The sequence below is a fragment of the Pseudomonas sp. 43NM1 genome (genome assembly GCF_002836905.1).
GTDB classification, from domain to species: Bacteria; Pseudomonadota; Gammaproteobacteria; order Pseudomonadales; family Pseudomonadaceae; genus Aquipseudomonas; species Aquipseudomonas prosekii.
In genome coordinates, this window is sequence record NZ_MKGS01000003.1 from 89,008 (window position 1) to 100,712 (window position 11,705).

Sequence of the window (11,705 nt, forward strand, 5' to 3'; positions counted from 1 at the left end):
CCTTTTTAAGCGCGCTGCTTTTTGCATCACTTCGCCTGGTAAATAATCCCCGGGCTGCACTGGACCATCTGGTAATGATCGGGCAAACCGTTCAGCGCTTCCGATGCGCCAAGGAACAGGTAACCGCCCGGCTTCAGCGTGCTGTGGATGCGCAACAGAATGTCTTTCTTCACCTCGGCGGAGAAGTAGATCAACACGTTGCGGCAGAACACGATGTCGAACTTGCCCAGCGCCGCGTAGCTGTCGAGCAGGTTGAACGAACGAAACTCGACGCGACTCTTGATCGGTGCCTTGATCGCCCAGCGGCCCGGCCCTTTCGGGTCGAAGTAACGCTGCAGGCGCTCGGGCGACAAACCGCGACCGATCGCCAGGCTGTCGTATTCGCCGGTCTTGCAGTTGGTCAGCATGGTGCCGGACAGGTCAGTGGCAACAATCTGCACGCCCATCTTCAACTGGCCCATGTTGACGCGCTCGAACTCGTCGATCGACATCGACAGCGAATACGGTTCCTGACCCGACGAGCACGCCGCCGACCAGATCCGCAGACGCTGGCCGGGAGCAGCCTTGATCGCCGCAGGCAACACCTTGTTCTTCAAGACTTCAAACGGATAGGTGTCACGAAACCACAGGGTTTCGTTGGTGGTCATGGCATCCACCACCATTTCGCGCAAACCACTGCGCGGCTGGGTCTGGATGCGCTGCACCAACTCACCCAGGGACTTGATGCCCTGCTGTTCCATCAGTTTGTTGAGACGGCTCGACACCAGGTATTGCTTGTTTTCACCAAGCAAAATGCCACAGGCTTTTTCCAGGAATACCCGGAACTGTTCGAAATCCAAATTACCCGTAGACAAAGATACCGCCTCTTAAATCGTGTGAACCGCCAGGGGCAAAAGGCCCCTAGCTGATGTCTGCTGCTTTGATCCGGTCGACTACCCGGGATGCCAGGTCATCAGGGCGGAATTTGGCCAGGAAGTCATCGGCACCGACTTTCTTGACCATCGCCTGATTGAACACACCCGACAACGAAGTATGCAGGATGATATGGAGCTTTTGCATGCGCGGGTCGCTGCGGATTTCGGCCGTCAGGGTGTACCCGTCCATCTCCGGCATCTCGATGTCGGAAATCATCATCAAGAATTCTTCTTCCGGTTTCTTGCCCTCGTCGACCAGTTTGCGCAGGTAATCCAGCGCTTGCCGACCGTCGTTCAGCGCCACCACTTCGACGCCGACCGTTTGCAGGCAACGCGAGACCTGCTTGCGCGCCACCGACGAGTCATCAACGGTCAACACGCGCAAGGACAACGCCTTGTGCTGGGTTTCGACATCGACCACACCGGCTGAAATCGCTTCCGGGGTCGGCGCGACTTCGGCGAGGATCTTCTCGACGTCGATGATTTCGACTAACTGATTGTCGACCCGAGTCACAGCCGTCAGGTAATGATCGCGTCCAGTGCCCTTGGGTGGCGGATGAATCTCCTCCCAGTTCATGTTGACGATGCGCTCTACCGACCGAACCAGGAAACCCTGAGTCTTGGTGTTGTACTCCGTGATGATCACGAAAGGACTGTTCTTGTCTTTCAACGCTCCGGAACCGGTGGCCATCGCCAGATCCAGGATCGGGATGGTCGCCCCGCGAATATTTGCCACACCGCACACGACGGGACTGGACTTGGGCATCACGGTCAGCTTGGGGCATTGCAGCACCTCACGAACCTTGAATACGTTGATCCCATAAAGCTGTTTGCCGTCGAGACGGAACAACAACAGCTCCAGGCGATTCTGCCCTACCAGTTGCGTGCGCTGGTTTACCGAATCCATTACACCAGCCATGCCCAGACTCCCCACACCAACCAACGCTAAGTTGTGTTGCGACGCACATTCATCACTAAACGGCACGGCGCTTGCTTTTTAACCCGTATGAACGAACAAACGACATTTTTCCGACGCCTGACATCAAACTACCGCAAATTGCTTTGCGTGATGTCGGCCGTTTGCCTTTTGCCCCTTGGCAGCCCTGCCGTTGCTGACGCGGTTACCTTGCCTGATATGCTTATCGGCGTGACTCAGGGGTTTCTTGAGTTCACTGTTGAAGACTATTTGGCGACCAGTCAAACCGAGGGCCGCTACGAGATCGAAGTCAAACAGCTCGATCCGCGTATGCGCATGCCCATGTGCGACAAGGAATTGACAGCCACGCTGGAGAGTCCGGCAACGCCGATTGGCCGGGTCACGGTCAAGCTGCGGTGCGAGGGCAATTCACCGTGGACGGTGTTCGTACCCGCTCAAGTACGCCTGTTTCGGGAAGTCGTCACCACCACTCGGCCTCTCAAGCGTAGCGGCATTATCGAACCTGGCGATGTTGCTTTGCGTGAGCGCGACATCAGCCTGATCAATCAGGGTTACTTCACCTCGGTTGACCAAGCGATTGGGCAGAAACTTACCCGACCAACGGTAGCCGACCAGGTCATGACCCTGGTTCACCTCGAACAGGCAGAAGTGGTGCGCAAGGGCGATCAGGTGGTGATCACCGCCCGCAGCGGTACGCTCAGCGTGCGCATGCCCGGCGAAGCGCTGTCCAATGGCGGCATGTCCCAACAAATACGGGTAAAAAATCTTAATTCGATGCGCGTGATCAAGGCGCAAGTTACCGCGCCGGGTCAGGTGGAAGTGTCCATGTGACGTCAGGGATGTCGTGAACCTATGGCGCGCCGCTTGGCGCATGCCTAAACTGTGCCCATGCAACTCAAGTGGTGGCGCGTTGCAGCTCATTGTTTAAATGGGCCTAAAGTTTTCGCAGGGAGTGCCGAAAACATGGCAAGCGTCCAAATACCCAGAGGTTTTTTGTCATGGTCATTGATTTCAGCCGTTTAAATAACGCCTCGTCACTTTCGGGCAGTACTCGTACCAACGTTGCCAAGGAAACCGCCGACGCCGGCAAATCCGCAGCGCTGAATACCCCGGCCGAACAGGCCAGTACCGTCAAAAGCGGGGAATCGGTACACCTCAGCAATGAGGCTCAACAGTTGCAGAAGGTCACTGACAAGCTGCGCGATCAACCTGCTGTCGACAACGCCCGTGTGGCCGAGTTGAAAGCAGCAATCGCCGATGGCAGCTATAAAGTCGACAGCAGCCGTGTAGCCAGCAAACTGCTCAACTTCGAAGCCCAGCGCTAGGCCTTCGCCTGCGCCGGCTTTTGGACGCTTAAAACCCAAGGCCAGCCATGCACGACACTAATTTATTGCAATTGATCACCGATGACTTTGCTCCAGCTCAACGTTTGCTGGAGTTGTTGCAAACCGAGTCCCTCGCTTTGCACGGTCGCGACATGCCACTGCTCGAAGAAATTCTGGCGCAGAAACAGGCACTGATCATTCTGCTCGAACAGCATGGCCGCAAGCGCAGCGAAATCCTCGTCAGCCTCAACCTGCCCATGACCCGCGAGGGTCTTGAGCAACTCGCCAGCCATTCGAGCATTGGCGACCAGTTGCTGGCGCAGAGCGATGTGCTGACTGATCTGCTGGCTCAATGCCAGGCGGCCAACGTCAAAAATGGCCAGTCGATCCTGATGCAGCAGGCCGCCACCGCCAATCAATTGAAGATTCTCACCGGCGGCGAACCTCCAGCGCTGTATGACGCCCGCGGCTCCACCGCCAAGCTGGCGAAGCCCCGCCCGCTCAGCCAGGCGTGAGCGCGCAAATCAGCACGCCCTATCAAGACACGAAACATGCTGGCAGAATGCTAGCCAATGCTGCTAGTAGTCATATTTTGTCTGGAGATTGATGAACCGTGTTCAATGCCTCAAGCGCGGATGATGCTCCGCAGCCACCCAAGGTGCTCACCACTCCCCTGGAAATCTCCGGCAACCTGCGCCAGCTGCAAGACAGCCATGATCCGCTGATCATCACGTTCCACGAACGTAGCCAGCGTTTCCAGAGCTATCTGGTGGACATCGATCGTGACAGCAACACAATGGCCCTGGACGAAATGATCCCGCGCGACGGTGAACGTTTCCTGTTGGCCGGCGAACCCTATCGCGTCGAAGGCTTCCACGACGGTGTGCGCATCGCCTGGGACAGCAACGGCCCGCTGACTATCAGCGAAACCGATGGCGCACGCTGCTACCGTGGCGCATTGCCGACCGAAGTGGTTTATCACCAGCGCCGCAACGCCTTCCGCGCCGCATTGAAACTCGCACAACTGGTCAGCGTTGAGTTGGGCGGCGACAAACTCAAGTCGCCCATCAGCGGCAAGCTGCTGGACATCTCCGCGACCGGCTGCAAGTTGCGCTTCGAGGGCGATATCACCTCCAGCCTGCAACTGGGCCAGGTCTACGACCGTTTCATCGCCGCCCTGCCCTTCGGCAGCATGACCGCCCCGGTTGAATTGCGTTACCTGCATTTCGAAGAAAGAATCTCCACCACCTTCGCCGGGGTGCGCTTTCACAATATGAGCGGGCTGGTGCAACGGCAGGTCGAACGCTTCGTCTATCAGCTGCAACGCGAAGCGCGGCGCTTTGATAAAGACGATATGTAGCAGTATCCCGCGCCTATAAAAACGGGCAGTCCCTTGCGGTGACTGCCCGTTTTTTTATGCGCCTATTTCAAGGCCTGGCTTCGGTGAAGCTTTGTTCGCGTCCGGCGTCCGGGTCTTCCGGCTCGTCGGTAGCGGGGTCGGATTCTGGCTGCTGTTCCGGCTCAGGCTCTGGTTCAGGCTCGACCGGGTTATGCATCTGCTCATGCACCACTTGCTCGTCGACACGTGGATCGAGCGCCGCGACCAGCGGCGAGCTCGACATGCTGTCTGGCATGGCGACGTGATGCAGCGGCGCATCGTCGACCACGTGCAGATTGGTGACCGCTTTCGGACGAATTCGCCACACCAGCACCAACGCGAAGAAGCTGAAAAAGGCATACAGCATGTGACTGCCGAACAGCTTCATCAGCACGCCAGCGGCCAACGGCCCGATGCTCGCGCCCACGCCGTAAGTCACCAGCAACATCGCCGTCAGCGACACTCGGCGATCACCCTCGACGTGGTCATTGGAGAACGCCACGGCCAGCGGATACAAACAGAACTGCACCAGCGAACAGAGGAACCCGGCGATGAACAGCACTTCAAGCGGCACGTCAGTCATGATCGCCAGCGGCAACGCCGCCAATGCCAGACAAAACGCAAAACAGCGAATCAGCAGCGCCCGGTCGTAACGATCGGATAACCAGCCCAACGGCCACTGCACCACCAGACCGGCAAAAATGCAGCTACCCATGAACAGACCGACCTGCTCCGTCGACAGCCCTTGTTGCGAGGCATACAGCGGCGCGAGACCGTAGAACGAACCGACGATCAAACCGGCGCCGAGCACTGTGCTCAATGACTGCGGCACACGTTTGATAAAGAAGCGCGGCTCCATCGGCGCCGGGTGCAGCGCCGCCGGGTGAATGCGTCGGGTCAGGGCCACCGGCACCAGACACAAGGCGAAACACAGCGCGACCAGCATCAGCAGTTCCAAGCCCAACCCCGGATGCAGAACCAGGATCAGTTGCCCCAACACCAGACCCAGGTACGAAGCGATCATGTAACCGCTGAATACCAGACCGCGTTGCTTGGCCTCAGCCTGCTCGTTGAGCCAGCTCTCGATGACCATGTACTGGCACATCATGCCGAGACCGACGATCACCCGCAAAAACAGCCACGCCGGCAGCCAGTCAATCAAACCGTGGCCCAACACCGCGGCGCCGACGATCCCGGCGCACGCAGCATAGGCACGAATGTGCCCGACCCGGGCAATCAGCCGGTGACCAATCTTGCCGCCCAATACCAGGCCGAAATAGTTCGCCGCCATCAACGCACCTACCCACAAACTGTCGACGTTGTCAGCGGCCAGGCGCAAGGCCAGATAGGTGCTTAAAAGGCCCGAGCCGATCAACATCATCAGCGAGGCAAAATACAGCGCTCGAAAGGATTTCCAGATTTGGCGCATCGGCGTTCCGAGCGGCTCCTTGCAGTGGATCGGGCTATCGGAAAACGATAGCCCGAAGACGACGGATCGTCAGGCCTGGGCTGCTAAAACACGCCGTTCCCAGGGAGTAATTTCATCAAAGAAGCTGGTCAACTCCATGGTCTTCGAAGCGATGTAGCCTTCGATGAACTCCTTGCCAAACAGTTCCATCGCCAATTGACTACGCTTCAGACGCTCAAGAGCGGCATGCAAGGTACATGGCAACGAAAGATTATCCGGGACGACAAATTCGCCCTGAATCGCCGCGCTCGGTTCGAGCTCGTTTTCGATGCCGTGCAGCCCGGCAGCCAGGCTCGCGGCGATCGCCAGGTACGGATTGGCATCGGCGCCAGGCAGGCGATTTTCCACGCGCCGGGCCACTGGCGAACTCGCCGGAATGCGCAAACCGGCCGCACGGTTATCTTCGGACCAGCAGGCGTTGTTCGGCGAGGCGAACGGATGGCACAAGCGCTGGTACGAATTGACGTTGGGCGCGAACAGCGCGGTGAAGTCCGCCATGCCAGCCTGCTGCCCGCCGATGAAATGCCGGAACGTCGCGGTCGGTTGGCCATGCTGGTCGCTGAACACGTTACGGCCGCTGCCGATCTCGACGATGCTCTGGTGAATATGCATCGAACTGCCCGGCGTGTGCGCCAAAGGCTTGGCCATGCACACCACGGTCAAGCCGTGCTTGAGCGCGACTTCTTTCAACAGGTGCTTGAACAGGAATGTCTGGTCGGCCAGCAGCAACGGATCGCCATGAAGCAAATTGATCTCGAACTGACTGACGCCCATCTCGTGCATGAACGTGTCGCGCGGCAAGCCCAGCGCGGCCATGCATTCGTAGACTTCGCTGAAGAATGGGCGCAGGCCGTTGTTGGAGCTGACACTGAACGCCGAATGCCCTTCCTCACGACGACCGTCCAGGCCCAGCGGGGGCTGGAACGGTTGGGTCGGATCGGAATTGGGCGCGAACACGAAGAACTCAAGTTCAGTCGCCACTACCGGCGCCAAACCGCGCGCGGCGTAACGGGCGATGACCGCTTTGAGCTGACCGCGCGTCGACAGCGCCGAGCTCTCGCCGCTCAATTCGTCGGCGTCGCAGATGGCCAACGCGCGCGGCTGGCGGCTCCAGGGCAAGCGGTGAATCTGTGCGGAGTCCGGCACCAATGCGAGGTCACCATCATCGCTGCCGTAAAACCGCGCTGGCGGATATCCGCCCATGATGCATTGCAGCAGCACGCCCCGCGCCATCTGCAACCGGCGCCCTTCGAGGAAACCCTCGGCGGTCATTACTTTGCCCCGTGGTACGCCGTTCAAATCCGGAGTAACACATTCAATCTCATCAATGCCGGTCAATCGCTGAGCGAGTGAGCGCTGGCCATCGGTTGTCATGACGCAATCCTTGTTGTTGTGCGAGCCGCGAACGGCGACCCGAACAAAATAGGCTCCGCCCGTTCGGAATATCAAGCACCGGCGAACAAAAAGGCCTGCTGCATCGTTTCAGGGTAGATAAACACTGAAGACGCCGCCGCCAAGCGGCCCGCCGTTGCTGATGCGAGTAAAACCGCCGACGCCATTGCGCTGATGCAACGCAGCAATCCGTCCGGCGAAATACAAACCGAGGCCGGTGCTGCCGCTGCTGTGGTTGATGCCCTGCACGTAATCGGCCTGGCGCTCGATCATCTGCGCCGGGTAGCCTTCGCCATCGTCGTTGACCGTGATAACCAACTGACCGGCCTCGTCGCTGACCGTGATCAACAGCGAATCGCGGGCAAAACGGATCGCGTTGTTGATGCTGTTGCCGAGCACGGTCGCGATCAGTTCGCGGTCGAAGAAACCCAACGGGCTCAGCGGATCGACCTCGTAGGTGGCCATGATGCCGCGACTGGCGAACACATCCTGATGCGCGGCCAGTTGCGCCTCGATGAAGTCGTCGAGTTCGTGGTAAGCCGGCTGCAAGGGCATCTGATTGACGCCCAACTTGTACAGCCCGAGCAGTTGCACAAGCATGCCGTTGAGGTGGGCGAATTCAAACTCGATAACGCCCTGCTCCGTGCTCTGCTGCTGATCCGGCAGGCGCGCGAGCCATTGGCTGTGGGCCTGCATCAACATCGCCAGGGAGTTCTTCATGTCGTGCACGGTGGAGGCAATCACCGTGGAAAAATCGAGAGCCTGTTCAGTGTCGTTCATTCGCCAAACGCCTTGCTTCGCAGCTTCTGATAACGGGGAAAACGCGGATCGGTATCGGGCATCATGCCGACCGTTTTCAGGCAGGCGCGACACGCTTCAAGTTCTGCCGACGGCACGCTGGTGTCCGTGCCGTGCAGCAACGATTGCGCCATGTTCAGCGCGATACTGATGTTCTTCGGTTGCAGCGCCAGGGCTTTGCGGAACACGTCCCGCGCTTCCACCAGGTTGCCGGCCTTGTACACGCGCACGCCTTGGCGGTTAAGGTCAGCGGCGGCATTGCCGGCATTGAGGATAGTCGGATCGTCGGTCAGCTTGGCGATGCCTTGCATCACCGCCGGGTCGTCACCGTAAATCTCCGCGCAGTTTTTCAGCATCGACGCACCGGCATCCGCCTGACCGAGCATTTGCAGTTGCTTGGCGACGAGCAGCGCTGCTTCGGCGCTCATGAATTGCTCCATGCCTTCGATGCGCATCATCGCTTGCTCGGTGAGCTTTTCCGCGGTCTCGGCGTCGTTGAGCAGCAGGCTGGTGGCTTTCATCAGCCGCGCACGCACCTGCAGGCCGGGGTCGGAAGGATTCTCCTTGGCGACAGCGCTGAGTGTGGTGTTGATTTCCAGTCGTGTGCGCGTGTCGAGGCCCTTGTCGCTGCCCTTGCTGATCAAGGCATGCGCGAGGCCAAGGTTGCTTTCGGCATCCTTGAAACGCGACTGCGCACCTTGCGATACCGCTTGGCGATAGGCCTTGGAGGCCGTTTCGAAATCTTCGTTAGTCATTGCCAACTTACCCAGCAGCGCCTGACGCCGGACCGCCAGTGGCGACAGGCGAATGGCTTCTTCCAGAATGCGCTGGGCGCCTTTGGTGTCACCTTGGGCAACCAGCACGTCGGCCATGCCGTCATACAGTGCCGGCATCATCGGAAACACTTTCAGGGCTTTTTCATACACTTCTTTGGCCTGAGTGACCTGTCCGCGCTTGAACAGCAACTTGCCCAACCCGGCGAATGCCCATGGCAGCGGCCGATCAGCAATGATGCTGTCGTAGAGGCGTTCCAGCGCTTCGTTCTGATTCAGGTCGCGCAAGGCATCGGCGCGATAACGCAGGCACAGCGGCGCATAGCGGACGTCCTGTTTGCACAGGGCGATGCAGGCATTGAGCACTTCGACGGGTTTGTTGCGATCAAGCGCTTGCAGGATCGGCTTGAGCAAGGTTTTGCGCTGCACCAGTCGCTCGAGGCGTTGAGCGAGGCCGGAGCGGTTGAACGGTTTGGTCAGGTACGCGTCGGGCTCATGCTCGAGGGCGCTGAGCACCATGGCCTGGCTGGTTTCGGCGGTGACCATGACGAACACGCTTTCATGGCTGATCAGTTTCTCGATCATCAGGTCTTCGAGCACCTGTTGACCGTTCTTCTTGCCATCGCCGAGGTGAAAGTCCTGAAGGATGAAGTCATACGACTTCTGCCCACACATCCGCAGCGCCTGTTCACCGGTATCAGCGGTGTCGACATCCTTGATGCCCAGTTCTCGCAGCATGGACCTGACGGAGCTGCGGAAATCCGAGAAATCATCGACGATCAGAAAACTCTTTTGGTGATACGACAGCATCGAAGATTTCCAGGCAATTTAAGAAGAACAACCCAAAAGCAAACATACGATTTCGCGCGCGCCCGTGAGGGACTGGCGAACGGCTGCAGATAAAGTAAACAACGGCCGTTCGGGTTATCGGCCAGCAGTGGCGTTCTCTTGAAGAGTTCTGCGCAGAATCATGTATTGAGAGGCTTGGTTGATGCACACTTTGCCGGGACTTACTTACTCTACGAACTCAAGGTCTTATTACGTGTACACCAAAGGACGCTGGATTTTGTCTGCCTGTGCATTGCTGTCTACTGAGCATGCGCTGGCGACTGGAATGGATTGTACGAAAGCAGTGAGCACCGTCGAAAAATCCATCTGCGCGAATACTGCGCTTTACGCGTTGGATACGCAGATGGGCGCGGCTTATCGGGCACTGGTCAAAGCCAGTTCCGAACAACAGGTTGAATTGCGAACAGCGCAGCGTGCGTGGCTGAAGAGTCGTGATCGTTGCGTAGAGGATGTTGCATGTCTTGATCAGCGCTATCGCGAACGCTTGCAGGAGTTGAAGGCGCAGTGGAGTGAGGCGGTTGCTTACAGGCCGGATGATGTCGACAGGTTGGCATCTGAAGATTTACGGCAGGCAATAGAAAAATCCGACCCTGAGTTTCCTCTGGAGCGGGTGTTGGACTCGCTCGCGGTCAAGGCTGGGACGACCGGTTTTGCGAGCGAGGGCGCTGACGACGAACCTCATCTGCCCAAGACGGCCCCGGCGGGAGTAACTAAGGATGAATGGAAGGCGTTGACTGCTTCTGAGATTACCGGGGAGTACGGAAATCGGTCATACACGTTGATGGACCTGGACGGCGATGGACTTCGCGATCTGGTGGTCGATACCTACACCGGTGGCACTGGGTTGTTTGAATACATTGAAACGTTTCGGCGCAGTGGCGATGTTTTTGTCAAGAGAGTCGCCGGCCCTGGTTCTGAAACGAATTCTGAAGCGGATTCTGAAAGCTTCCTTTTTTCGCTGAATGGTCGCGGGGCGAATCAAACCGTAACCTGGGTGAAGGCTCGTGGGCGCATTTATGCGGCTTATCAGAACAGTTATTACGGGGTTGATCATGTCTACCTGCTCAATCCATTGAAGCTTAATGGCGATGTGCCGACTATAAGTGTCAATTATCGCTATGAGCTGTCTGTGCCCAAGACTCAGAAAGATGAAGAAACCGGCGTGGTAACAACTCTGGACGCGGCGCTGCATACAGCGCTGACTCAGGCATTGAGCGAAGTCAGTAAGACTGAAGCGAAAGATGTGGGCGATCAGAGCCGCCCGTTGTGCCCTATTCCACCGACAGGTGAGGGTGACGGCGCTTATTCCTCTTATGGCACCGGGCATTACACGTTTGAAATTGTCGGTGATATGCCGATCACGCTGGGCGGCGATTGTTATATCGGCCGACTGATGGATTGGTTCGGGGGTTATAGCGCCAAGGACGGACTGTATGCGCAACTTTTGATGCGCAAACCGGAGTCCGTAGATGGCGGGCGTGGTTATCAGGTTAATGGGCGACGGAGTATGACGGGGGTGACGACTTCGGTTGGGAAAGTTGAAGGCGACAATGGGATGTAGTGGGTTGGGTTGGGTTGGCTTGGTTCTGTGGTTTGATTTTCGGTAGGTGCAAGAAAGCCCCACCAGACGTTGTCTGAGTGGGGCTTTTTCGTAGGCGCATTTCGTGTTTGTTGCGGACAAACAAAACCCCTACCTGCATACGCAGATAGGGGTTTCGGAATTTAATCTTGACGATGACCTACTCTCACATGGGGAAACCCCACACTACCATCGGCGATGCATCGTTTCACTACTGAGTTCGGGATGGGATCAGGTGGTTCCAAGGCTCTATGGTCGTCAAGAAATTCGGGTACCGAATCGTGGCCAGATG

11 protein-coding genes and 1 rRNA gene are annotated in these 11,705 nt (G+C 57.8%); 5 read left to right on the forward strand and 7 right to left on the reverse strand.

Features of this window, described 5'->3' with window-relative positions; translation table 11 throughout:
- Positions 1-26: 26 nt before the first annotated feature.
- Entirely contained in the window at positions 27-854 is an 828-nt protein-coding gene (cheR, locus tag BI292_RS02365) for a protein-glutamate O-methyltransferase CheR (RefSeq protein WP_074879171.1), read from the reverse strand.
- A gap of 46 nt (positions 855-900) precedes the next feature.
- On the reverse strand, positions 901-1,833 hold the full coding sequence (locus BI292_RS02370; protein ID WP_092279094.1) for a chemotaxis protein CheV: 933 nt from the start codon (positions 1,831-1,833) through the stop codon (positions 901-903).
- Between the two features lie 87 nt (positions 1,834-1,920).
- Between BI292_RS02370 and flgA the strand changes: the two genes are divergently transcribed.
- From flgA to BI292_RS02390, 4 genes are all read left to right on the forward strand, one after another.
- A complete protein-coding gene (gene flgA, locus BI292_RS02375; RefSeq protein ID WP_092279092.1) occupies positions 1,921-2,682 on the forward strand; it encodes a flagellar basal body P-ring formation chaperone FlgA in 762 nt (253 codons plus the stop codon).
- 167 nt (positions 2,683-2,849) lie between these two features.
- Positions 2,850-3,176, forward strand: coding sequence for a flagellar biosynthesis anti-sigma factor FlgM (gene flgM, locus BI292_RS02380; protein ID WP_092279090.1), 327 nt, complete (start codon positions 2,850-2,852; stop codon positions 3,174-3,176).
- Positions 3,177-3,223: 47 nt separating this feature from the next.
- Positions 3,224-3,691 (forward strand): flagella synthesis protein FlgN, encoded by a 468-nt coding sequence (locus BI292_RS02385; protein WP_092279088.1) that lies wholly within the window; start codon positions 3,224-3,226, stop codon positions 3,689-3,691.
- A 98-nt stretch (positions 3,692-3,789) separates the two neighbouring features.
- Positions 3,790-4,536: a flagellar brake protein gene (locus BI292_RS02390; RefSeq protein WP_092279086.1), complete on the forward strand. Its 747-nt coding sequence runs from the start codon at positions 3,790-3,792 to the stop codon at positions 4,534-4,536.
- 67 nt (positions 4,537-4,603) lie between these two features.
- On the opposite strand, the gene BI292_RS02395 is transcribed toward BI292_RS02390, so the two are convergent.
- The 4 genes from BI292_RS02395 to BI292_RS02410 form a co-directional block, all read right to left on the reverse strand.
- Positions 4,604-5,983 (reverse strand): MFS transporter, encoded by a 1,380-nt coding sequence (locus BI292_RS02395; RefSeq protein ID WP_092279084.1) that lies wholly within the window; start codon positions 5,981-5,983, stop codon positions 4,604-4,606.
- Positions 5,984-6,052: 69 nt separating this feature from the next.
- Positions 6,053-7,294, reverse strand: a complete 1,242-nt coding sequence (locus BI292_RS02400; protein WP_178076518.1) for a glutamine synthetase family protein — start codon at positions 7,292-7,294, stop codon at positions 6,053-6,055.
- A 210-nt stretch (positions 7,295-7,504) separates the two neighbouring features.
- Positions 7,505-8,194: a sensor histidine kinase KdpD gene (locus BI292_RS02405; protein WP_092279080.1), complete on the reverse strand. Its 690-nt coding sequence runs from the start codon at positions 8,192-8,194 to the stop codon at positions 7,505-7,507.
- Positions 8,191-9,795, reverse strand: a complete 1,605-nt coding sequence (locus BI292_RS02410; protein WP_101206855.1) for a tetratricopeptide repeat-containing response regulator — start codon at positions 9,793-9,795, stop codon at positions 8,191-8,193. Before BI292_RS02410 ends, BI292_RS02405 begins: the two co-directional genes overlap by 4 nt.
- A 232-nt stretch (positions 9,796-10,027) precedes the next feature.
- On the opposite strand from BI292_RS02410, the gene BI292_RS02415 reads away from it, so the two are divergent.
- Positions 10,028-11,395 carry a lysozyme inhibitor LprI family protein gene (locus BI292_RS02415; RefSeq protein WP_101206857.1) on the forward strand — a complete coding sequence of 456 codons (1,368 nt, stop codon included), beginning with the start codon at positions 10,028-10,030 and terminating at the stop codon, positions 11,393-11,395.
- A 165-nt stretch (positions 11,396-11,560) separates the two neighbouring features.
- On the opposite strand, the gene rrf is transcribed toward BI292_RS02415, so the two are convergent.
- Positions 11,561-11,676: ribosomal RNA gene (gene rrf / locus BI292_RS02420) — 5S ribosomal RNA — on the reverse strand.
- Positions 11,677-11,705: the final 29 nt, after the last annotated feature.